This is a genomic window from Micromonospora sp. C95 (assembly GCF_018070465.1).
Lineage (GTDB): Bacteria > Actinomycetota > Actinomycetes > Mycobacteriales > Micromonosporaceae > Micromonospora.
Window position 1 is genome coordinate 116527 of sequence record NZ_JAGPXT010000009.1, and the last position, 22279, is coordinate 138805.

The window sequence follows — 22279 nt, forward strand, 5'->3', positions numbered from 1 at the left end:
GCGGCTCCGCTGCCCGGACGACGGGTGTGTGAACCGAAGGAGACGCGGATGGAGTCGCTTTCACCGAGGAGACGGTCCGCCGGGGCGGCCATCGCCGCTGCGCTCGCCGCCGTGCTGGCCACCGCCGGTTGCGGTGCCGGTCCGGACGCCGAGGCGGCCCCGCCGGCTGGTCCGACGTCCAGCCCGGTCGACACCGTGTCCCCGTCGACCGGGCCGACCGGCCCGGTGCCGGACACCCTGCGGTTCACCGGCACCACCCTGGACGGTGCGGCCTTCGACGCCGCCACCCTGGCCGGCCGACCGGTGGTGCTCTGGTTCTGGGCGCCCTGGTGTGCCACCTGCGCCAGCCAGGCATGGACCATCGCCGAGATCGAGCCCGGCTTCCGGGAGACCGTGCCGATCATCGGTGTCGCGGGGCTCGGTGAACGCAAGGCGATGACCGACTTCGTGACCGAGTTCGAACTGGGCCCGATGCCGCAGATCGAGGACCGGGCGGGGGCGATCTGGCGCCGTTTCGAGGTCGTCGAGCAGAGCACCTTCGTCATCATCGACCGCACCGGCCGGATCATCCATCAGGGCTGGCTCGACGGCGAAGACCTGACCCGCCGAGTAACCGCCCTGGCTGGCTGACCCTGCCGCCGCCCCACCTTGTTGACCATGAGGTTGGCGGCACTGTCGATCTCCAAAAGTGCCGCCTACCTCATGATCAACGCGAGGGGGACTGTCAGGGGGTGAGGCGGTCGGTGTTGAGGCGGGGGCGGAGGACTTCGGGGACCAGGACCGAGCCGTCGGGCTGCTGGAACTGTTCCAGGATGGCCGGGAGGAGGCGGCTGGTGGCCAGGGCCGAGCCGTTGAGGGTGTGCACGAAGCGGGTCTGCTTGCCACCCGGCTCGCGGTAGCGGATCGCCGCCCGACGGGCCTGGTAGTCACCACCCCAGGAGACCGACGAGACCTCCTTGTACTTCCCGGTGCTGGGCATCCACACCTCGATGTCCAGCGTCTTGCGCATCGAGGCGCTGGAGTCGCCGGCCGCCAGCAGGCTGCGCTGGTAGTGCAGGCCCAACCCCTCGACCAGGCTCTCCGCGTGGCCGACCATCTGCTCCAGCGCCGCGTCGGCCTGCTCGGGCAGGGTGAACTGGAAGATCTCCACCTTGTTGAACTGGTGGCCCCGGACGGTGCCGCGCTCGTCGGAGTGCGAGCCGGCCGCCTCGCGCCGGTAGCACGGGGTGTACGCGAACACCTTCAGCGGCAGCTTCGCGGTCTCCAGGATCTCGTCCTGGTACGCACCGAGGATCGCCGTCTCCGCCGTCGGCAGCAGGAACTGCCCGCGCGGCGCGGACTGCTTGTCCAGGTGGTAGACGTCGTCGTAGAACTTGGGGAACTGGCCGGCGGCGAAGCCGGCGCTGTCCAGCAGCAGGTGCGGTGGCAGGAGGAACTCGTACCCGGCCTCGATGTTGCGCTCGATCAGCCAGTTGATCAGTGCCCACTCCAGCCGGGCACCCAGGCCGGTGTACATCCAGAAGCCGGAGCCGCCGAGCTTCACGCCGCGTTCGTGGTCGACCAGGCCCAGCATCCGGCTCAGCTCGACGTGGTCGCGGACCTTCTCGATGGCCGGTGGTGCACCGAAGGTCTTCACCACCCGGTTGGCCTCCTTGCCACCGGGCACCACGTCCTCGGCGGGGAGGTTCGGTAGCTCGCTCATGGTGGTACGCAGCCGCGCCTGCACCTCGTCGAGTTCCGCCTCCAGCTCGGCTACCTGCTTCCGACCGTCGTCGGAGGTGACCTGCGGCTCGACACCGGCCCGCTTCGCCTGCGCGTACGCCCGGGCCTCGGCCTTGCGGCGCTGGCGTTCCCCGTCGATCTCACTGATCAGCCGGCGGCGCTCCCGGTCGAGCTGCTGGATCTGCTCCAGCACCCGGTCGACCTCGGCGGCGTCCATTCGCTTCGCCAGCGCGGCCGCCACCGCGTCGCGATCCTTCCGGATCAACTCCATGTCGAGCATGCTGCTCCGTACGCCTCCGTCCGGGCTCGGGTGGACCTCCAGATGCTACCGTCGCGCCCGAATCGCCCTGCCTCCCGCACCCGCCACCCCGAAACGGCGGTCAGAGCCGGATCGGCATCAGGATGGAGAAGGCGGCCGAATCGTCGGGGCGGCGAATGGCCAGCGGGGTGACCGGGCCGTCCAGCTCCAGCACCAGGCGCGGGCCACCCGCCGCGTGCAGCGCGTCGAGCAGGTATCCCCCGTTGACGCCGACCCGCAGCTCGACCTCGGCCCGACCGGCTCCGTCGTCGGCCAGTTCGTCCGGTCCGAGCAGGCGTACCGCGTCCCGGCCGCCCAGTCCCAACACGGTCACCGGCAGCGGGCCGCCCGCGTGTTCGCGGGTCACCGTAGGGGCTCCGGAGCGCAGCGCGGCGACCAACCACGGCGCGTCGACCGGTACCCGGCGGATCGGCGCGCCGGTCGTTGCCGGCAGCAGGGCGCGGTAGTCGGGAAAGTCGTACGGCAGGGTCGTCACCCGCAACCGGCGCCCGGCGACGTCGGCGACGACCTGCCGGCCGACCAGGGTCAGCCGCACCTCGTCGGTGGGTGCCGCGTCGGACAGCCGACGCAACCGGTCGACCGCGGCCACGGGCAGCAGGGCACGCACCGCCGGACCGCGCACCACCGCGTCGGCCGTCGCCACCGCCATCCGGTGCCGGTCGGTCGCCACCAGCCGGACGCCCTCGTCGGTCACGTCGAGCAGTACACCGGCCAGCACCGGCAGCGCCGGATCGGCGCCGACCGCGAACCGGACGGCGTCCACGGCGGCGGACAGTTCCTGCCCGGCCAGGACGAGCCGGGTGACCGGCGGGGGATGGTCGGCGGCAAGCAGGCGACGGATTCGGCTGGCCTCGTGACGTGCCTCGGCCAGCCCGTCCGCCAGTCGGCCGAGGTGCGCCTCGATCAGCCGGTGCACCACCGGGGGTTCCGCGCGTACCGCCCGGGCGATCTCGGCGACCGGCAGGCCGATCCGCCGCAGCCCGGCCACCAGCCGGGCCGGTGCCACCTGGTCGTCGGCGTACCACCGGTACCCGGTGACCGGATCGACCCGGGCCGGGACCAGCACCCCCGCGGCGTCGTAGAACCGCAGTGCGCTCACCGTCAGCCCACTTGCCCGGGCCAGCTCACCGATGCTGCGCAGGTCACTGTCCACGACCCGATCCTGCCCCCTCGACCTGGTCGAGGGTCAAGCCCGCCCGGCGCCGGGGTCAGGAAGGCACCGTTTCTTCCGCCAACGTCCGGAAGGTGATGCCGGCGGCGGTGAGTCGGTCCAGCAGCGCGTCGCCCATCGCGGTGACCGGGGTGACCTGACCGGCGGTGGCCGGCAGGTCGTCGCAGGCCAGGCAGAGCGCCGACTCGGCGAGCATCTTCGCGGTCTCGTCGTAGCCGGGGTCGCCGCCGGCCACCTCCGTCACCACGCGGCGACCGCCGCCGACGCCGACGAACCGCACCCGGAACCACGACTTCGCCCGCTGCTCGGCGCTCGGCCCCTGCCCCGAGGCGAGCCGACCGAGCAGCCAGCGTCGGGTCGGCGGCAGCTTCACCAGCCCGACCACGGCACCGAGCGCCGCACCGGCGGCCAGCACCGTCGGCAGCCGCCGTACCGCCGCGAAGTGTCGGTAGCGGAAGTCCGGACCGTACTCGGGGCGGGCCGCCGCCGAACGGCGGACCACCTGCGGATCGATGGTCGGCAGCGGCACCGCCCAGACCGGCAGGTCCCGCGAGCGGGCCAACCGGCCCGGCACGGCCCGGACCCGACGGTCGGCCGGGCGAGGCTCGGCGGCGCGGCGCTCGCGGGCCGCCCGCGACGCCTCAGCGGTACGCGAGAAGGCGGTCAGCGCCGAGTGGTACGTGCCGGCGGAGAACCGCCCGCCCGCCCGCACATACCCGTCCACCGTGATCGGGGTGTCGGCGGGCAACTGCTTGATCGTGAACCAGACACCGAGGTCGTGCGGTATCGAGTCGAAGCCGCAGGCGTGCACCAGCCGGGCACCGGTGCGCACCGCCTCGGCGTGGTGGCGCAGGTACGTCCGGTCGACGAACTCCGGCTCACCGGTGATGTCGAGGTAGTCGGTGCCGGCGGCGGCACAGGCGGCCACCAGCGGCTCGCCGTGCTGCACGTACGGGCCGACGGTGCTGGCCACCACCCGGGCGTCGGCGGCCACCGCGCGCAGCGAAGCCGGGTCGGTGACGTCGGCGGTGAGCAGCGGCAACCCGGCCAGCGCCGGGTCGATCGCGGCCAGTTGGTCCCGGACCGCGGCCAGCTTGTCGGGGTTGCGCCCAGCGATCGCCCAGCGCAGCCCCGGCGGCGCGTGCCGGGCCAGGTAATGTGCGGTGAGCCCGCCGGTGAACCCGGTCGCCCCGAACAGCACCACGTCGTACGACCGTTGGGCAGCCATCCCGCGATCATGCCACCGTCGCCGCCGATCCGCCCGGTGCCGGTCACTGCGGGGTGAACACCGCGCGCACGCACTCCTCGGGCCGGTCCCGGAACAGGGCGTACCCCTCGGCGGCCCGGTCCAGCGGGAAATGGTGTGTGGCCAGGTGCTCGGTACGCAGCTCGTCGCGGGCCATCCGGTCCAGCAACATCGGGATGTGGCGCTGGCCGTGCTGGCGTCCGCCACGCACGGTCAGTCCCTTGTGCACCACGGGGCCGGCCGGGAACCCGTCGACATGACGGACACCACCGTTGAGCACGAAGACGCGGCCACCCTTGCGGCAGGCGTACACCGCCTCCCGGACCGCCTCCGGCACCCGGGCGCGGCCGGTGAACCGGTCGGCGAGCGACCGGTGTTCCCCGGCGGGCCCGCCGACCGCCTCGACACACACGTCCGGTCCCCGGCCACCGCTGAACTCCCGCAGCTGTGCCGCGACATCGGTGTCCCGCCGGTCGATGGTCTCGACACCGAGATGCTGCCGCGCCATCAGCAGCCGCGCGGGGTGCCGGTCGACGACGACGACCACCCGCTCGGCGCCCAGCAGCCAGGCCGCCCGGGCGGCGAGCTGACCGACCGCGCCCGCTCCCCACACCGCCACCACGTCGCCGGGGCGTACCTCGCCCGACTCGGCGCCCAGCCAGCCGGCCGGCGCGGCGTCCGAGGCGAACAGCGCCCGGTCGTCGCCGACGGACTCCGGCACCGGGAACGCCCCGACGTCGGCGTACGGCACCCGTACGTAGTCGGCGTGGCCGCCGGCGAAGCCACCTGCGGCCCGGGGCTGGCCGAAACAGCCGGCCACCGGGTGACCCCACTCCGCCTCGCTCGCGGTCGGGTCGGTGCTGCCGTTGTCGCAGCACGACGGCAGCCCCTGCCGGCAGTACCAGCAGGCACCGCAGGCCACCGACGCGCAGACCACCACCCGGTCGCCGATCCGGTGCCGGCGTACCGCGGCGCCCACCTCGACCACGTCGCCGAGGAACTCGTGGCCGAGCACGTCACCGGCGGCCAGGCCCGGCGGCTGGCCGGTGAGCAGCGGCAGGTCGGCGCCGCAGGTGGCGCTGCGCCGCACCCGGACGATCACGTCGTGGTCGTTGCGCAGCTCCGGATCGGGGACCTGACGTACGGCCAACTCGCCGCCGTCGGTCCAGCTCAGCGCTCTCACCGTGGCGGCCCCTCCGTTGGCGTTCGGGGGTGCCGGCCGGCAGCACCGGCCCGCGCTCGCCGGGCGGACGGTCGGCACGTAGCACCTCACCGGTCTCGGCGAGCTGCTTGACCTGCCACAACGTCTGTCGTACCAGCAGGCCGGGGTCGTCGCCGAGCAGGTGCGCGGCGAGCCCGGGCCAGGCCGCGTCCGGTCGTGCCCGGGCCGCCAGTTCGGTACCCCGGCCGCCCGGTGCGCGCGCTACCGCGACCTCGACGGCACCGCCGAGTCGGCGCAGCGGCTCCGGCCAGACCGCGGCGGGCAGCACCTGCTCCGGTGGCCGGTCGACCGTCACCACCTGCCAGCCTGCCGAGCGCCGCGCGGGCCGGGCCCGCCGCCGCAGGACGGCGGTACGCGCGGCCCGGACCGCCGCCACGCCGAGGGCGCCGGCCACCGCGACAACTGTCCCGACCCGTCCCACCCGTACCTCCAGCCCCCGCTCCCGGCCGTGTCGTCCCGTCACACCGACCGGCGTCGGCGGTTGATCCGGTTGGCTCCGCGACCCGTCCGCCCAGCTCATGGCAAGCGTCGCCGCCGGCCGGGTGAACCCGGTTCCCCCGGAAGGGGTGAACGGTCGCGGGTCGGGTAACCGCCCGCCGCAGGACCGGGGGAGGAAACACGCGTCCGTGGGGGTGGGGCCGGATGCCGGATGACCGCAGCACCGTCCAGGCCGACACGGCGGTCCGCGCACCGGGCGGCCCACCCCTGCTGGCCTCCCGGCTGGCACCCGCCGTGCCGGGAGAACCGATGGTCCTGCGGCCCCGGCTGGCCCGGTTGCTCGACGACGCGGTGCGCCGCCCGGTCACCCTGCTCCGGGCGCCCGCCGGCTGGGGCAAGACCACGCTGCTCGCCACCTGGCGGCGGACGCGGCAGGAGGCCGACCCGGGCGCGCCGATGCCGGCCTGGGTGTCGGTCGAGGCCGGTGACGACCCGGACCGCCTCTGGTCGTACCTCGGTGCCGCGCTGCGTTCCGTGGTGGATCCGGCGGAAACGCCGCTGCCAGGCCGGGCACCGAGCCCGGACGAGTTGGAGATCCTCGCCGCCGCCCTGGCCGCCCGGGACCAGCCGGTGCTGCTGATCGTGGACGACCTGCACCGGATCACCGAACCGGCGGCGCTGGCGGGTCTGGAGTTCCTGCTGCGCCACAGCGAGCAGCGGCTGCGGCTGGTGGCGGCCGGACGGACCGGTCCGCCGCTGGCGCTGCACCGGCTGCGGCTGGCCGGGGAGCTGACCGAGATCGGCCCGGACGACCTGGCTTTCACCGGCGACGAGATCGCCGACCTGCTCACCGCGCACGGGGTGGCGGTACCGGTCGCCGCCGTGGCCCGGCTGCGGCAACTGACCGGGGGATGGGCGGCGGTGCTGCGGATCGCCGCACTCGCCCTGGGTGAGCGACCGGATCCGGAGCGCTGGATCAGCGAACTCGGCGCCGACCAGCCGGAGATCGCCGGCTATCTACGGGCGGAGCCGTTGGCCGGGCTGGCGCCGGCGGACCGCGAGTTGCTGCGCCGCGCGGCCATCGTCGACGCCGTCTGCGCCGATCTCGCCGCCGCGCTCAGCGGTGCCGCGGACGCCGAGGAACGCCTGAGCACGCTCGCCGACGACAGCGGCCTGCTGCACCATGACGGCGGCCGGCCGGTCTGGTACCGGTGCCATCCGCTCCTGGCCGACCTGCTGCACCGCGAACTGGCCCGGTTGCCCGGGGACGAACTGCGCGACCTGCACCTGCGGGCGGCCGGCTGGTATGCCGGCAACGGCCGGCCCGCCGCCGCGTTGCGCCACGCGCTCGCCGCCGGTGACTGGACGGCAGCCACTGATCTGTTCGTGATCCAGTGGCCGGAACTGGTGCCCTACGAGCGGCCGCCCGGCGTCGGGCCGGCGCCCGCGCCACCCCCACCGGAAGCGGTGGAGCGCGACCCCGAACTCGCGCTGGCCTGCGCCGCCGAACGCGCCCTCGACGGCGATGCCGGCGCGGCCGTGGCATACCTGCGGCAGGCCGGCAGGCACAGCCGGCGGCTGCCGCAACCACGTCGAAACCGGTTCGGTCGGCTGGTCGCCGCGGTCGAACTCACCCTGGCCCGGCTGGCCGGCGACCCGCAGGCGATCCGGTCCGCCGCCGCCCGTCTGCTCGCCACCGACGAGGGCCACCCGACCGGCGACCCGCCGACCGTACGCGCCGTCGCGTCCGCCGCCACCCGGGCGGTCAAGCGTGGCCACGCCCCAGCGGCACCGGCCGGCGTGGGGATGCCCTCGGCCGAGACCGCCGACCCGGCGACGCCGACGGGCGGCGCGGAGCCGCCGCCGGCCGAGGTTGCTGGACCGGCGGCGGTGGTGGCGGGCAGTGGTGTCGCGGGGATGCGGGGACACGCCGGTGAGGACGCCGACGTGCGGGCGGTGGCCGGCACCGCGCTTGCCCTGCTCGCCCTGGACGAGGGCGATCTGGCCGGGGCGGCCACCGGCTTCGCGGGAGCGCTGGCGGCCGCCCGGGCAGCGGCGCGTCCGCGTACCGAGCTGGTCTGCGCCAGCCGGTGGTCGCTGGTGACGGCGTTGCGTGGGGAGTTGCGCGCCGCCGAGCAGGTGGCCCGGTCGGCGCTGGCCCTGCCACCGTGCCAGGGTTGGTCGGCGCTGCTCGACTGCGGGTACGCGCATCTGGCGCTGGCGGTCGTGGCGCTGCACCGGGACCAGCCGGCGGAGGCCGAGGCCCACCTGGGGCTGGCCGCACCGGCCGGCGGTGAACCGGTGCCCGGCGCGGTCGCCGGTTGGTGCCGCGCGTGCCTGCGCCACGACGAGGGTGAGGTGAGCGTCGGTCATCGGCTGCTGGTGGAGGCTCGCGCCGGGTGGGGTGCACGCGGCGGTGAGCTGGGCTCGTGGTTGCGCGCGGCGGAGCTGGATCTGCACAGCGCGCGGGGCGACGTGCAGACGGCCCGGGAACTGGTCGGCGACCGGCCGGCCGAACCGGCGACCGGTGCGGCGGCGGCGCTGGCCGTCGCGGCGGCCCGGACCGAGCTGCGGGCCGGTGACCCACGGGCCGCCGACCGGCTGCTGCCCGACTGGACCGCCGAGCCGGCGGCCGACTGGCCGCTGCCGGTGCGCCTCGACGCCGCGCTGCTGGCCACGGTGCTGGCCGTCCGGGCCGGTGACGACCGTCGGGCGGGCCGGATGTTGGAGCAGGCGCTCGACCTGGCCGCACCGGAGGATTACCGTCGCCCGTTCCTGCTGGCCGAACCGGGAGTGCGGGAACTGCTCGCCGCCCACCTCGACTCCGGCACCGCCCACTGGCCACTGGTGAGCGACCTGGTGCGCGCCGTCGACACGCCGGCCGGCCAGGCGGGCGGCACGGGAACCGCCGACGCGGCGGTGGCACCGCTGGACGAGCCGCTCACCGAGCGGGAGCTGACGATCCTGCGCTACCTGCAGAGCATCCTGTCCAACGTGGAGATCGCGGCGGAGCTGTCGGTCTCGGTCAACACGGTCAAGACCCACGTCCGCAACATCTACCGCAAACTCGACGCCACCCGCCGCCGCGACGCCGTCCGCCGCGCCCGCCAACTCCATCTCATCTGACCTGTCCCACCCGCGACCCCTCCCGTCGATCATGGAGTTGTTGTGCCGCCGCCCGGCGTGGCGGGACAACAACTCCATGATCGACGAAGCTCAGGGGGTGGCGGCGTCGATGGTGGCGAGAAGGGTGGCTGGGGCGAAGTCGCCGTCGTGGCGGATGTCGTCGACGAAGAGGGTGGGTGTGGCGTCCACGCCGCTGCGGATGGCGCCGACGAAGTCGTGCCGGATCCGGTCGCTGTGGGCGTGGCGTCCGATCTCCGCCTCCACCTCGTCGACGGGCAGGCCGAGCTGCTCGACGCCGAGCGTCAGGTGCACCGGATCCAACTGGTCCTGGTGTTCGTAGAGCCAGTCGTGCATCTCCCAGAACCGGCCCCGCCGGCCGGCGGCCTCGGCGGCCTCGGCGGCCCGCTCGGCGTACGGGTGCACGTTGGTGATGGGGAAGTGGCGGTAGACGTGCCGGACCGTGTCGGCGCGCTGTCGCAGCACGTCCGTCAGGGCGGCGTGGACCAGGCCGCAGAAGGGGCACTGGAAGTCGCCGTACTCGACGATCGTCACCGGTGCGCTGCGCGGACCACGGATGTGGTCGTGCTCCGTGACGGGTGTGCGCAGTCGCGCAGTGACCTGCAGGGGCGTGGTCAGCTGATCGGTCATATCCCCCAGCCTCGGACCGGGTCGGGTGAGCGCGGCTCACCCGACCCGGGTGGTTCCGGGCGGCTCAGCGCAGCACCGGGGCGACCGCGATGTGGTTCTGCACCTCCCGGATGCCGGGAGCGGACCAGACGACCCGTTCCACCTCGGCGCGTTCCGGCATCGAGTGCACCAGCCCGCCGAGCAGTACCGTGTCGCCGTGCACCCGCACCGTCACCTGTTCGGCTTCGGTGGCGCGGTTGCGAGCCAGCGCGTCGACGATCCGCCGGGCCAGCAGGGTGCCGTCGGGGCGTACCTGCGGCCGGACGGTCATGCCGTTGCTGACCCCGCGTACGCCGTTCAGTTGGCCGACGGCCTGCTCGGCGGCGCGACGCTGGTACTCCCACTCGACCTCGCCGTGCAGGGTCACCCACCCCTGCGAGACCGTCACGTCGAGCGTCTCGACCGGCACGAACGCCTGCCACTGCAGGGCGTGCTGGACCGCGGCGGCGATCTCCGGGTCGGTGCGTTCGGCACCGGTCACCAGTCGCACCGCTAGGTCGTTGGCCACCGCCCGCACCTGCGTGACCCGGTGCGCGGCACGCTCGGCCGCCCACTTCTTGGCGTAGCTGTCCACCCGTCCGGTCAGCGTCACCACGCCCTCGGTGACCGCCACGCCGATCTCGTGCGGCCGTACCCGGGGCTCCCAGCCGAGTTCGTCGAGCACCGAGGACTGGATGTCCTGATCGGTGCGGTTGATCGTCGAGATGCTGGCCATCGGTCGCTCCCTTCTCACCAGGGGTGGTGCGGACCGCTCAGCAGGGCCGCCGCGAACCGCTCGCAGTCCGGCCCGGTGCGGTGCGCGCCGCCACCCCGCGCGGCTGACCCGCCGGTGTCCGGCGCGAGCCGGCCCGGCCGCTGTACCCACGCCTGGTCCGGCGCGAGCCGGCAGGGCCGCTGCACCGGTACCGGGTCCGGCGGTGCCGGCGAGTCAGGTCCCGCCATGACCGAGCCTGATGGGTGTCCGGGTGAGTCGCCCTCACCCGTATCGGGCGAGGGCGGCGCCGGTGGCCATGGTCGGCGGCCGGAACACGTCCGGCGGCGAACGGTTCATCCTGCCGACGCCCGCGCTCGCCAGGTCCGGTGCGGGCACCGGCCGGCGGTGGGCCGGCAGCACGACGGGCCCCGCCCGGCCTCGTCGCTCGGTGGGGCCCGTCGTCCGGGATGCGTCAGTTGACGGGATCGGTGGGGTCGGCGGGGGAGTCTGGCCGGTCCACGTCGACGAACTCGATGTCCTCCATGGCGCGGTCACGACTTCCGGCGGCGCGTGCGGCGGTGCCGGCCGCCCAGCCGACCGCCGCACCGACCAGGACGGCGCCGATCAGCAACGTCCACGGCAACGCCGGCCGGCGTCCGGCGAGCGCGTCGAAGGCGAGGCTGGCGCGGTGCCGGGCCTCCTCGGCGGCCGACTCGACCAGGTCCCCGGCGTCGCCGGCGAGGCCGGCGGAGTTGTGCCGGGCGGTGCGGGCGGTGTCGCGGATGCTGTCGCCCGCGTTGTTCACCGCCGAGACGAGGTGCTGCCACGCCTGGTCCGCGATCCGCTCCGGCTTGCTGCGGCGGTCCAGCAGATGTGTTCCGAACATGATGATTCCCTCCTCGACAGAGCCGGAGCCGGTGCACGCATCAGCTGTCGGCGGCGTTGTCCGGCCGGTGGCGGTTCGCATCGGAGGCTGTGCCCCCACCGGCCCGGCCGCAAACCCTCAACCGCTCTCGCCCGGCCCCGAGGGATCGGCGCGTGCCCTGGCTGCCGTCCGGACCGGACCGGGTTCGCGGGTTACCGGGTTCGCCGGTTCGGGCCAGGGTCAGCGGGTGACCACCGCCACCACCGCTGCCCGGGCGAAGTCGTCGTCGTCGTCATCGTCGTCGTCACCGTCACCACCGCCGCCGAACCCGCAGGCCAGCACGAGGGCGAGCAGGGCACTGACACCGGCGAGCGCAGCGAGTCTGCGAAGCATGATGTCGTCCTCCCGTCATAGGGGTCACCCGTGATGCTAGGCACACCGCGCCACCCTCGCTTGTCCAGCGCAGGTCAGGTCGGTTCTCGCGGGGCACGCCGGCAGGGCTGGCAAGACGACGTGGGGGGCCTCGGCCCGCTACCCTGGTTCGGCGGCGTCGGCGTGGCCGCGCGCCAAGTGATAAAGCCAATAAAGTTCGGATATGGGTGATTTGGCATGCCCCTGTCCGTGAATTGCTCATCCCGAGGGGTGGCGACCGAGGTGGTTGAAGGAATACTGTCGGTCGCGGCCCGCGTACTGATGAGGCGCCCGTCGTACGGGCGAGTGGAGGTGCTCGCGTGAGCCTGTCGATCCTGCAGACGGTTCGGCCTGGTGGTGTCATCGAGATCGCCCCTCGAGGCGAGATCGACGTCGACACCGCGTACGAGGTGAAAGAGGCCATCGCCGAGGTGCTGGCCAAGGGGCGGCCAGCCCGGATCGAGCTCAACATGCGGCTGGTCACCTTCATCGACTCGGTGGGCATCAGCGCCATGGTGGCCGGCTTCCAGACCGCGGAGGTCAGCGGAGTGAAGCTGATCGTCACCGAGCCGAGCCGGTTCGTCCACCGGCAGCTCTGGGTGACCGGCCTGCTCGGTCTCTTCGGCGCGCCGGAGCCCTACTACGCCGGGGCCGCCACGGCCTCCGAGGTGGTCCCCGGGGCGTGACCCGCCCCGATCGGCCGACCGCCGGGTCACTCCCCGTCGAGGCCGGACAGATCCACGTCAGCCACCTCGGTGACCGCCCGCACCGCGGTCACCGAGGCGTAGCCGTCGGCGAGCAGGGCCAGGTCCGTGCCGGGCTGTACCGCCTGGCCCGGCTCCTCCAACGACGTGCGCACGAAGCCGTGCCCGGATTCGGCGACGGTCATCTGCACCTGCCCGAAGGTCGCGAGGGTGGCCTGGCGTACCCCGCGCAGCCGCCCCAGCGGTAGGTCCGGCGAGTTGACGTTCAGGACACTCTCCGTCGGCGCCGCGGTCAACCGAGGCAGCAGATCCAGGGCGACCCGGGCGGCGGTGGCCCAGTTGCGTTCGGCGTCGCGTACCCGGGCGGCCGCCGCCACCGCGGCACCGCCGCTGGCCGCGGTCGCCTCACCGGCCGAGAGCACGTCCAGCGAGACCGCCATCGCCCGGCAGCCGTTCGCCGCGGCGGTGAAGGCGGCTCCCACCGTGCCGGAGTGCAGCACCGCGCGTCCCGCGTTGGCGCCCCGGTTGATTCCCGACAGCAGCACCGACGGCGGCGGTCCGAAGGCACCGTGCGCGGCGATGAGCGCGATGAACCCGGGTGACCCACCGACGCCGAACGCCGGCACGCCGTCGAGGTCCGGCAGCGGATGCTCGCGGACCACCACCTGCCCGTCCTGCTCCATCGCGCTCATCGCGGCGCTGGTGCCGCTGGCCTCCTCCAACGGGGCGGCCACCACCACGTCGAGGCCCCGGTCGACGGCCGCCCGGGCCAGCGCCTGGATGCCCGGCGCGGCGATCCCGTCGTCGTTGATGATGAGCACCCGTAGCCTCACCGGCCACCCGCCCGTTGGGCCAGCTCGTCGGGGGTGGTCCGCTCCTGCGGACGGCTGCCCGCGGGTTCGAGTCGGACCCGGTCGACGAGGCCGTTTATCGAGTCGAGTCGGCCGGTGCCGAGGCCGTGCCGGGTGACGTTGAGCGCGCCGGCCGCCGCGCCGGTGCGGATCGCGGTGCGGACATCGCCACCCCGGGCCACCACGGCGGCCACCCCGGCGGTCATCGAGTCGCCCGCCCCGCGCGGGTCGGCCGCCTCCAGGCGCGGCATCTGCACCGCGAACACCTCGCCGTCGACGAGCGCCAGGGCAGGCTTGTCGGCGCGGCTGACCACCACGTTCTCGGCGCCGGAGGCGTGCAGGTCGTACATCGCGCGGGTGAGCTGCTCCTCGTCGTCGCCGTCGGCCCGGCCGTCGGCGATCAGCTCCTCGTGACTGACCTTGAGGAAGAAGACACCGCTTTCCAGGACGGCGGCGAGGTGCTCGCCGCAGAGGTCCACCACCACCCGGCCACCGTTGGCGCCGAGATCGGCGGCGAAGCGCCGGTAGAGGTCGGCGGGGACCAGTGACGGATGGTTCGGCCCGCTCAACACGCTCACGGGCGCGCGCAGGCCCTCGCCGAGCGCGAGGTTGTACAACTCGTCCAGCTCGTGCCGGCTCAACGGCTGGCCGATCACGTCGACAACCTCCCGACGGGTACCCTCGCGGCGGTCGTGCACGTACCCGCCGGTGCCGCCGGAGTCGCGGGTCACCACCTTGAGGTCGACGCCCTCGCTTACCAGCAACGGCTCCAGCACCTGCCCGACCTCGCCGCCGAGCGCCGCGCAGAGCACCACGTCGACGCCGAGGGACAGCACCATCCTGGCCTGCCACACCCCCTGCCCGCCCGGGTGCAGGTGCAGCTCCGGTGCGTCGCTCGGCTGGTCGACGGTGACGGTCAGCAGCGGGGTCGGCGCGAAGATCATGACGCGGCCGGTCATCACCGCACCCCGTCCGTACCGTCGAGCCTGGCGATTCGCTCGTTCATCAGCGTTCCTCCCCGCTAGCGGACAAAAACCGCTTCCTGGTACGACGGTAACCAAGGGGACGCGCCGACGCGCGCCGAAGAGACGGTGCCCGGCGGCACACGGAGAAAGCGCAACGCCGGGTGAACCGCTCGTGAAGAGCGGTTCACCCGGCGCGACGAGGAGTCAGTACACCGACAGGTGAACGTGATTGGTGTGGTCGCTGGACGGGTCACCCCGGGCACCGCTGTACGACTTCCAGCCGCTGCTGGGCAGCCAGATCTGCCTGTACCAGATCACGTAGAGCACCGCGAGCCGGTCGGCGTTGTCGACGAAGTACGCCGCCAGGTTGTTGCCGTAGGAGCGGTCGCCACCGGTCGCGTCCCCGCCGAAGCCCTTCTTCTGGGCCGCGAAGTCGCAGGCCCGACCCTTCGGGTGCTCGCCCGAGCCGCCGGACCGGTAGCAGGACACGTACCGGGTGAAACCGGCCGACTTGGCCTGCTTCAGCGCGTGCAGGGTGCGTGGGGTGATGCAGCCGTTGGCCGGGGTGGGGTCGTTGACGCTGCACGACTCCGAGGGCCACGACCCGTCGGAGTTGCGCGGGGCGGGCTTGGCGGTGGGGCTCGACCCACCGCTGCGCGACGGTGACCGGGCGGCCCGTTCGGCGGCCCGGGCCCGCTCGGCCGCCTCGTCCCGCTCGATGGCCACGGTCAACGCCCGTTCGGCCTGGTCCTTGCGCTTGGCCATCACGGCCACCTGCTTGCGCTGTTCCTGGATCTCCGCGTCCAGGGCCTGCTTGGTGGTGCTGACCTCGTCCCGGGCGGTCTGGAGTTCACGCAGCGCCCGGTCCTCGTTGGCGGCCACCGCGTCCAGCGCCGCCGCCCGGTCCATGAAACCGGCCGGTGACCCGCTGTGGAGCAGCGCGGACGCGGCGCCCAGCCGCCCGGTGCGGTACGCCTGCGCGGCGATCTCGGCGACCTTGGTGCCGCGCTCGGCGACCTGGCTCTCGGTCGTCTTGAGCTGCTCGGCGAGCTTCTTCTGCCGTTTCACCGAGCGGTCGAGCGCCGTCTTGGCGTCGAGGTAGCCCTTGCTGGCCGCCTCCAGTTGGGCGCGCAGTGCCGGGGTGCCACCCTCGTCGTCCACATCGCCCGGGGCTGCCGCCCGCAGTGGCTGCGGAGCCGCGCCGGCCGGGGCGAAGGGGGCCAGCGCGACGCCGAGGGTGAGGGCGAGCGCGGCGGCGATCAGGGCCGTCGTACGGGCGGCCGGTCTTACCGTTGCCACTGCTGGCATGCAAATGTCCTTCCGTCAGCCGCCGACCGGGTTAGCTGACGGGTTCGGGACGGAAGATCCCTACCGCTCGCGCGGATGCACCCCAGGAACGTGGTTCCCCGGTTCGCCCTGGCGGGCGATTAGGCGGCGGCCGCCGCCGGCACCGGTGGGTGCCGCCGGGCGATGGCCGGGTCAGAGCCTACCGGTGCGCACGTGACCGGTGCAGCTGCTGTTACTGCTGGTGTTCGGTTCTTGACTAGTAGACCAGAACAAATCGGATAATAGCCCCATTTTCTCGATTGGCCTGGTCACCACTGCACCGCTCCGCAGCCCCCGGGGTCGGGACGCGGTTCGACCTGGAGGGTCGCGTGCTCGATCTGGAAGTCCTCGTGCAGCGCCGAGCGGGCCGCCGCCAGGACGGTGCCGACATCGGCGTCCGGACTGACCGTCAGGTGCGCGGAGGCGACCTCCATGCCGGAGGTCAACGTCCAGACGTGCAGGTCGTGGACGCCGGCCACGCCCGGCACCGCGGCCAGCCGGTCGTGCACCGCGGTGACCTGCAGGTGTTCCGGTGCGGCCTGGACCAGGATGCGTACCGCCGCCCGGCCCAGGCGCCACGTCCGGGGCAGGATGAACACGGCGATCGCGACCGCCACCAGCGGATCGGCCCACCACCAGTCGGTCACCGCGATCAGCAGAGCGGCGGCGATCACGCCCAGCGAGCCGAGCAGGTCCGCCAGCACCTCCAGGTAGGCCCCCCGCAGGTTGATGCTCTTTCGCGCCCCCGGGCGCAACAGGGCGAACGCGGCGACGTTGGCGAGCAGGCCGAGCGCCGCCACCACGAGAACCGGGCCGGCGAGCACCTCGGGCGGATCGCCGAACCGACGTACCGCCTCGACCAGCACGTACACCGCCACGCCGGAGAGCAGTACGGCGTTGGCCAGGGCCGCGAGCACCTCAAGCCGGTAGAGCCCGAAGGTGCGTTGTGGGTCGGTGTCGGCTCGCCGGGTGGCCGCCACGGCCGCGAGGGCCATGCCGATGCCCAGCACATCGGTGAACATGTGCCCGGCGTCGGAGAGCAGGGCCAGCGAACCGGTCCGCAGGGCGGTCACTGCCTCGATCACCATCAGCGCACTGAGCAGGGCGAACGCCGCCCACAGCCGGCCGGAGTGGCGGTGTGCGGCGTTCGACACCGCAGCGTGGTGATGGTCATGGCCGGCGCCCACCCAGACACCTTGCGTCGTCCGCCGGGCCGGGGACGAAGCTATGCCAACATCGCTATGTGTGCAATCGTCGGGTGGGTCGCGGTGCTCGGGCTCAACCGGTCGGGTCGACGGTGGTCAACCGTTGGGTGGCCCGGGACAGGGCGACGTAGAGGGTACGGACGCCGGAGCCAGGCTCCGCCCGGATCTCCGTCGGGGCGACCAGCACCACCCCGTCGTACTCCATGCCCTTGGCCTCCAGGCTGGTCACCACCTGCAACCGCTCCCCGCCAAGTGCCCCCAACCAGGCCGCGACCTGGTCCCGCCGGGGCACCGGGGTGATCACGCCGACGGTGCCCGCCACCTCGCCGAGCAGGGCGCTGGCGGCCGTCACGACGGTGGTCTCCAACTCGGGTACCGGCACCACGAGCTGGACCGGATCGACCCCGGTGGACCGGACCGCGGTGGGCAACGCGAGATCCGGGTACGCCCGCCGGATCTCGGCCGCCGCCACCGCGAAGATCTCCGCCGAGTTGCGGTAGTTCGTGGTGAGGGTGAAGCGGTGCCGACGACGGCGACCGAGCGCCTGGTCACGGGCGCGGGCCAGCTCCTGCGGATCGCCCGTCCACGCGGTCTGCGCCGGGTCACCCACCACCGTCCAAGACGCCAGCCGACCGCGCCGGCCCACCATCCGCCACTGCATCGGCGAGACGTCCTGGGACTCGTCGACCACCAGGTGGGCGTAGTCGCGGTAGTCCTCGGGGCGTTCCCGGGCGGCCTGCCGGGCGGCCCGCTGCCGGTCGGCGAACGTGCTCAGCTCGCGTACCCCACCGGCCAGCTGGAACGGGTCCCGCTTCGGGCGGGCGGGCCGCATCGGCTTGCCGAGCAGCGCGTCCAACTCGTCCAGCAACGCGACGTCGGCGACGGAAGGCCCATCCGTGGCCAACCCCCGGTACGCCGCGCCGAGCAGCCGGATCTCGGCACCGGAGAGCAACCCCGAGCCGTAGCGGCGCAGCCGCTGTGGATCGGTCAGCCAGGCGAGCACGTGCCGTGGATGCAGCCGGGGCCACCACGCCTTCAGGAAGTCCCGGAAATCCGTCCGGTCGATCAGCTCGTCCTCGAAGGCGCGCTGCTCGGGCAGCCCGGTGATGCCCAGCCGGCGGGCCTGCGCCCAGAGCGCGGCGAGCACGCCGTCGAAGCCGGCCCGCCGCACCTCGTTGCGGCGGGCGCCGCGAGGCAGCGCGCGGTCCCGGATGGCGTCCAACTCGGCCCGCTCCAGCCGCAGCAGCGTGCCCCGGTACAGCAGGCGCAGCTCGGTCGGGGCGTCGGGGACCGCGTCCCGGGCCGCCCGTTCCAGCACCCGGCGCATCCGCAGCGAACCCTTCACCGCCGCCACCTCGGGCGGGTCGGTGCGGGTGGCCACCACCCCGGGGAACAGGGTGCCCAGCGAGTGCAGGGTGGCGGTGTCCTCGCCGAGCGACGGCAGCACCGAGGCGATGTACTCGACGAAGACCGAGGAGGGGCCGATCACCAGGATGCCGCCTCCGGCGTACCGGCTGCGGTCGGCGTAGAGCAGGTACGCCGCGCGATGCAGCGCCACCGCCGTCTTGCCGGTGCCCGGGCCGCCGGAGACGAGGGTCACCCCCGAGCCGGGGGAGCGGATCGCCTCGTCCTGCTCGCGCTGGATGGTGGCCACGATGTCCCGCATGCCGCGACCGGTCGTCCGGGACAGGGTGGCCAGCAGCGCACCGTCGCCGACCACCGGCATGTCCGGTGGGGCGGCGTCCGGATCCAGCAGGTCGTCCTCGATCCGGGTGACCCGCTCGCGGCTGGACTGGATCGTGCGGCGCCGGACGACGCCGAGCGGCTCGGCCGGCGTCGCCTGGTAGAAGGCGGCGGCGGCCGGGGCCCGCCAGTCCACCACCAGGGTGGTGGCGTCCTCGTCGCGGATGCCGAGTCGCCCGACGTACAGGGTCTGCCCGTCACGCAGGTCGAGACGGCCGAAGACCAGGCCCTCGTACTCGGCGTCGAGCAGGTGGCGTCGCTGCGCGGCGTGGAAGACCATCGCGTCCCGCTCGACAAGCGCACCGAAGTTGCCGACCCGGGCGAGCCGGTAGCCCTCCCGTTCCGCGTGGACGGCGGATCGGCGCAGCTCGGCCAGTCGCGCGTACACCCGGTCGAGATGCCGTTGCTCGGCGGCGATCTCCTGATCCAGGGTGCTCTGGTCCACCGCTCGCTCTCCTCGTGACGCCGCCCGGCCAACCGCACGAGATTACGCCCCGCGTTCGACCTGGCCGGAGGGGCACCTTGGCCGGGGGTGCTCGACGGTCAGCCGGGGATGCGCCGTCCGGCCGGGAGGTCATCCAGAACCCGGCGCAACACGCCGGCCAGGGCGGCGTTGACCTCCTCGGGCCGCTCCATCATCAGCATGTGTCCGGCACCGGGGCAGACGGTCAGGTCGGTGGCCGGCAGCGCGGCGGCGATCGACTCCGCGCACGGCGGTGGGGTGAGCCGGTCCCGGTCGCCGACCAGCGCCGCCGCCGGCAGGTGAGCCAGTGCGGTGAGCGTGTCCAGCCGGTGCTGGGTGCCGATGGAGGCCCGGAACCCGCCGATCGACCGAAGCGAGGCGCGGGCCACGGCCGAGGTGACCAGCCGGATGTCGGTGGGGTCGCAACGGTCCCCGAAGAGCATCCACCGGATGCTCGGGCGGAGCGCACGCAGCAGGGCCCGGGGCGGTCGCCAGGCGCCGCAGCGGGCGAGGACTCCCGCTCCGGTGGTCTCGGCCAGCCGGATGATCCGGGCGATCCGGGGAGAAAGACCGTAGACGGTGTGGGTGTGCCCCTCGGCGGTGGTGGAGACGAAGACCAGACCGGCGGTGCGTCGGGAGAAGTGGTCCGGGTGGCGGTGCGCGTACTCCATGATGGTCATGCCGCCCATCGAGTGGCCGACTAGCACCACCGGGCCGGTGGGCGCCACCGCGTCCAGCACCGCGGCCAGGTCGTCACCGAGTTGGGCCAGCGTGGCCGTGGGCAGGGTCATGCAGCTGGACCGGCCGTGCCCGCGCGCGTCGTAGGTGACCACCCGGACCGAGCCGAACGTCTCGCGGAGGGCGGCCACCTGCCGGTGCCAACTGCGTCCGTCCAGGGTCCAGCCGTGCAGCAGCACGGCGGTCACCTCGGCGTCGGTCGGGCCGGTGGTCTCCACGTGCAGGCGCACGTCGTCGCCCAGCCGTACCTCGGTCGGCTCCGGCATCGCCACCTCCCAACGGCGCACGGTCGTGTAACACCGGGGATACCCGGTGGTAACACCGGCTACCCGTCATGACAACACGCCAACCGGGTTGTTGAGAAGATCTCGTCGATCGGCTCCGCCGAGGGCGACGGCCCGGCCAGGCTGAGAGGCATGGCAACCACGGGGGGAGTACCCGCCGGCTCCGCGCTCGCCGGTCAGGCCCGCGGGGGCACGCCGCGCGCGGCCCTGGCCGAACTGCTCGCCGGCAACCGGCGCTTCGTCAGCGGCCAGCCGGTGCACGGCCATGACGTGACCGCCGCTGCCGCGACCGCCTCGGGCGACCAGCAGCCGTACGCCGTGGTGCTCGGCTGCATCGACTCGCGGGTGCCGCTGGAGGCGATCTTCGACCAGACCTTCGGCTCGATCTGTGTCATCCGCACCGGGGCACACGTGCTGGACCGGGCGGTGCTCGGCTCGATCGAGTACGTGGTCGAGGTGTTGGGCGTACCGCTGGTGATGGTGCTGGGCCACGAGCGGTGCGGCGCGGTGCAGGCGACCATCGACGCGCTGCGCAGCGGTCGGCGTCCGGCCGGCGCGCTGGCCCATCTGGTGGACCGGATCGCGCCGGCGGTCACCGAGGTGGGACTGGACGAGCCGGACCTGCTGCCGCTGGCCGTCCGCCGGCACGTGGCCCGCACCGTCGCCGCGCTGCGCGCCGACCCGAGGCTGGCGCCGCCGGTCGCCGCCGGCCGGCTCGCCGTCACCGGCGCCCGCTACGACCTCGCCACCGGCGAGGTCGCCCTGCTGGACCCGCCGGAACGGGCCTGAGCGGCCGGCGGCGGACCTCGTCGGCCGGGATCGCCGCAGCCGGCGCGGTCACCGGCGGTCGCTGCGCACGGCGAAACGCCCGCCGGGGGCGACCCGACGGGCGTTCACAGGCGGTGCGGAGAGGGCGTGCCCTCGGCCGATCAGGCCTCGAAGACGCCGGCCTCGACCAGGCGCTTCTCGGTGGCGTCCCAGCCGTCACCCGGGTGGGCGGCGTTGAGCCCGTTGAGCTCGGCCCGGATCTTGGCGGCGTGGCCGGCGGCGGCCAACACCCGGATCTCCTCGACGAAAGCCTCGGAGTCGGTGCGCAGGTGCGCCGTCCTGCCGTTGGTCAGGTTCCGCACGTAGGCGTGCTTGCCGCCGTTGAGCGGGATGACGTACTTGAACTCGCCCAGCACGCTGAGGGCGCCACCCTGGCCAGCCTGGCCGGCCCGGACTGACGCGCGCGCGGTCTTAGAGGTGTTGCTCGCCACGGAGGTACTCCTTGCAAGACGTACGGAGGACGGAACGTCCGGGGGCTGATGCGGGCGCCGTCAAGGCGAGACCCGCGGAGGCTTACGCGGCACAGGCCGCCGATGGAACTGTACACGACCCACGATGCCGGCTGGTCATCGCGGCGTCACGAGGTGGAACCCCGGTCACCTGTCCGGGTATTCCGGGCGGCGGATTTTCCGATTCCCTGGCGTACCATCCGTCACAGCAGTCATCATGTGTTCCACAAGCCCGGATCGGGCGAGGTCGTAGGGGAAGACGCACCTCGCACTCCGGGAGGTCACCGTGCCAACGCGTGGCGTCGTATACGTCCACTCGACCCCGCTCGCCGTGTGCTCGCACGTCGAGTGGGCGATCGCGCGCGTCCTCGCCGCGCCGGTCAACCTGCAGTGGACGGCCCAGCCCGTCGATCCCGGTGCCCGCCGGGCCGAGTGCGGGTGGTCCGGTCGCCCGGGAACGGGCGCCGAACTGGCCGCTGCCCTCCGGCAGTGGCCCATGATTCGTTTCGAGGTCACCGAGGAGCCCAGTCCGGGCGTCGACGGTGAGCGCTTCATGCACGTACCGGGCCGGGGCCTGTTCCGGGCGACCGTGGGCGCCGCCGGGGACATCCAGCTCGGCGAGGACCGGCTGCGCAGCATCATGGCGGGCGCGCGGGCGCCGGAGGCCCTGGCCCACGCCCTCGACAAGGCCCTCGGCACCGCGTGGGACGCCGAGTTGGAGCCGTACCGTCACGCCGGGGACGGCGCGCCGGTGACCCTGCTCACCCGGGTGGGCTGACCGGGGCGCGGGCCGAGGTCGAGTTGCCCGGTACGCGGTGAACT

At 73.7% G+C, this 22279-nt stretch carries 21 protein-coding genes, 1 pseudogene and 1 riboswitch; of the genes and pseudogenes, 5 read left to right on the forward strand and 17 right to left on the reverse strand.

The window, feature by feature from the left end; translation table 11 throughout:
* Positions 1-48 precede the first annotated feature (48 nt).
* The gene (locus KBX00_RS13620) at positions 49-630 is read left to right on the forward strand and encodes a redoxin family protein (RefSeq protein ID WP_210826824.1); all 582 of its coding nucleotides are present in this window, start codon (positions 49-51) and stop codon (positions 628-630) included.
* Between the two features lie 94 nt (positions 631-724).
* Here the strand turns inward: KBX00_RS13620 and serS are convergent, their stop codons facing one another.
* The 5 genes and pseudogenes from serS to KBX00_RS29300 form a co-directional block, all read right to left on the reverse strand.
* Positions 725-2002, reverse strand: coding sequence for a serine--tRNA ligase (gene serS, locus KBX00_RS13625; RefSeq protein ID WP_210826825.1), 1278 nt, complete (start codon positions 2000-2002; stop codon positions 725-727).
* A gap of 100 nt (positions 2003-2102) precedes the next feature.
* Entirely contained in the window at positions 2103-3182 is a 1080-nt protein-coding gene (locus KBX00_RS13630) for a MerR family transcriptional regulator (RefSeq protein ID WP_210826974.1), read from the reverse strand.
* A gap of 67 nt (positions 3183-3249) precedes the next feature.
* Complete coding sequence (locus KBX00_RS13635; RefSeq protein WP_210826826.1) at positions 3250-4440, reverse strand: trans-acting enoyl reductase family protein; 1191 nt, start codon at positions 4438-4440, stop codon at positions 3250-3252.
* 43 nt (positions 4441-4483) lie between these two features.
* Positions 4484-5641, reverse strand: coding sequence for an alcohol dehydrogenase catalytic domain-containing protein (locus KBX00_RS13640; RefSeq protein ID WP_210826827.1), 1158 nt, complete (start codon positions 5639-5641; stop codon positions 4484-4486).
* 46 nt (positions 5642-5687) lie between these two features.
* Positions 5688-6074, reverse strand: a pseudogene (locus tag KBX00_RS29300) (hypothetical protein); the annotation flags it as partial.
* A gap of 248 nt (positions 6075-6322) precedes the next feature.
* Here KBX00_RS29300 and KBX00_RS13650 point away from each other — a divergent pair.
* Positions 6323-9244, forward strand: coding sequence for a LuxR C-terminal-related transcriptional regulator (locus KBX00_RS13650; protein WP_210826828.1), 2922 nt, complete (start codon positions 6323-6325; stop codon positions 9242-9244).
* Between the two features lie 90 nt (positions 9245-9334).
* Here the strand turns inward: KBX00_RS13650 and KBX00_RS13655 are convergent, their stop codons facing one another.
* The 5 genes from KBX00_RS13655 to KBX00_RS13675 all read right to left on the reverse strand — a co-directional run bounded on the left by KBX00_RS13655 (position 9335) and on the right by KBX00_RS13675 (position 11883).
* The gene (locus tag KBX00_RS13655; protein WP_210826975.1) at positions 9335-9880 is read right to left on the reverse strand and encodes a DsbA family protein; all 546 of its coding nucleotides are present in this window, start codon (positions 9878-9880) and stop codon (positions 9335-9337) included.
* A gap of 76 nt (positions 9881-9956) precedes the next feature.
* Positions 9957-10646 carry a BON domain-containing protein gene (locus KBX00_RS13660; RefSeq protein WP_210826830.1) on the reverse strand — a complete coding sequence of 230 codons (690 nt, stop codon included), beginning with the start codon at positions 10644-10646 and terminating at the stop codon, positions 9957-9959.
* 14 nt (positions 10647-10660) lie between these two features.
* Positions 10661-10873 carry a hypothetical protein gene (locus KBX00_RS13665; protein ID WP_210826832.1) on the reverse strand — a complete coding sequence of 71 codons (213 nt, stop codon included), beginning with the start codon at positions 10871-10873 and terminating at the stop codon, positions 10661-10663.
* 224 nt (positions 10874-11097) lie between these two features.
* Positions 11098-11511: a hypothetical protein gene (locus tag KBX00_RS13670; protein WP_210826834.1), complete on the reverse strand. Its 414-nt coding sequence runs from the start codon at positions 11509-11511 to the stop codon at positions 11098-11100.
* A 219-nt stretch (positions 11512-11730) separates the two neighbouring features.
* Positions 11731-11883, reverse strand: coding sequence for a hypothetical protein (locus KBX00_RS13675; RefSeq protein WP_210826837.1), 153 nt, complete (start codon positions 11881-11883; stop codon positions 11731-11733).
* A gap of 338 nt (positions 11884-12221) precedes the next feature.
* Between KBX00_RS13675 and KBX00_RS13680 the strand changes: the two genes are divergently transcribed.
* Positions 12222-12587 (forward strand): STAS domain-containing protein, encoded by a 366-nt coding sequence (locus KBX00_RS13680; protein WP_210826839.1) that lies wholly within the window; start codon positions 12222-12224, stop codon positions 12585-12587.
* A gap of 26 nt (positions 12588-12613) precedes the next feature.
* Here KBX00_RS13680 and surE read toward each other — a convergent pair whose 3' ends face one another.
* The 6 genes from surE to KBX00_RS13710 form a co-directional block, all read right to left on the reverse strand.
* Positions 12614-13438, reverse strand: coding sequence for a 5'/3'-nucleotidase SurE (gene surE, locus KBX00_RS13685; protein ID WP_210826840.1), 825 nt, complete (start codon positions 13436-13438; stop codon positions 12614-12616).
* Positions 13435-14415, reverse strand: a complete 981-nt coding sequence (locus KBX00_RS13690; protein ID WP_210826841.1) for a 1-phosphofructokinase family hexose kinase — start codon at positions 14413-14415, stop codon at positions 13435-13437. The genes surE and KBX00_RS13690 overlap by 4 nt, the downstream gene beginning before the upstream one ends.
* 210 nt (positions 14416-14625) lie before the next feature.
* Positions 14626-15729, reverse strand: a complete 1104-nt coding sequence (locus KBX00_RS13695) for a hypothetical protein (RefSeq protein WP_210826842.1) — start codon at positions 15727-15729, stop codon at positions 14626-14628.
* A gap of 4 nt (positions 15730-15733) precedes the next feature.
* Positions 15734-15865: riboswitch (cyclic di-AMP (ydaO/yuaA leader) on the reverse strand.
* Positions 15866-16016: 151 nt separating this feature from the next.
* On the reverse strand, positions 16017-16934 hold the full coding sequence (locus KBX00_RS13700) for a cation diffusion facilitator family transporter (protein ID WP_210826843.1): 918 nt from the start codon (positions 16932-16934) through the stop codon (positions 16017-16019).
* A gap of 91 nt (positions 16935-17025) precedes the next feature.
* Entirely contained in the window at positions 17026-19140 is a 2115-nt protein-coding gene (locus KBX00_RS13705; RefSeq protein WP_210826844.1) for an AAA family ATPase, read from the reverse strand.
* Positions 19141-19238: 98 nt separating this feature from the next.
* Positions 19239-20162, reverse strand: coding sequence for an alpha/beta fold hydrolase (locus KBX00_RS13710; protein ID WP_210826846.1), 924 nt, complete (start codon positions 20160-20162; stop codon positions 19239-19241).
* A 150-nt stretch (positions 20163-20312) separates the two neighbouring features.
* Between KBX00_RS13710 and KBX00_RS13715 the strand changes: the two genes are divergently transcribed.
* Entirely contained in the window at positions 20313-20969 is a 657-nt protein-coding gene (locus KBX00_RS13715; RefSeq protein ID WP_210826847.1) for a carbonic anhydrase, read from the forward strand.
* 140 nt (positions 20970-21109) lie between these two features.
* Here KBX00_RS13715 and KBX00_RS13720 read toward each other — a convergent pair whose 3' ends face one another.
* Positions 21110-21439 carry a hypothetical protein gene (locus tag KBX00_RS13720; RefSeq protein ID WP_210826849.1) on the reverse strand — a complete coding sequence of 110 codons (330 nt, stop codon included), beginning with the start codon at positions 21437-21439 and terminating at the stop codon, positions 21110-21112.
* Between the two features lie 304 nt (positions 21440-21743).
* Between KBX00_RS13720 and KBX00_RS13725 the strand changes: the two genes are divergently transcribed.
* Positions 21744-22235: a DUF3145 domain-containing protein gene (locus tag KBX00_RS13725; protein ID WP_164449338.1), complete on the forward strand. Its 492-nt coding sequence runs from the start codon at positions 21744-21746 to the stop codon at positions 22233-22235.
* Positions 22236-22279: the final 44 nt, after the last annotated feature.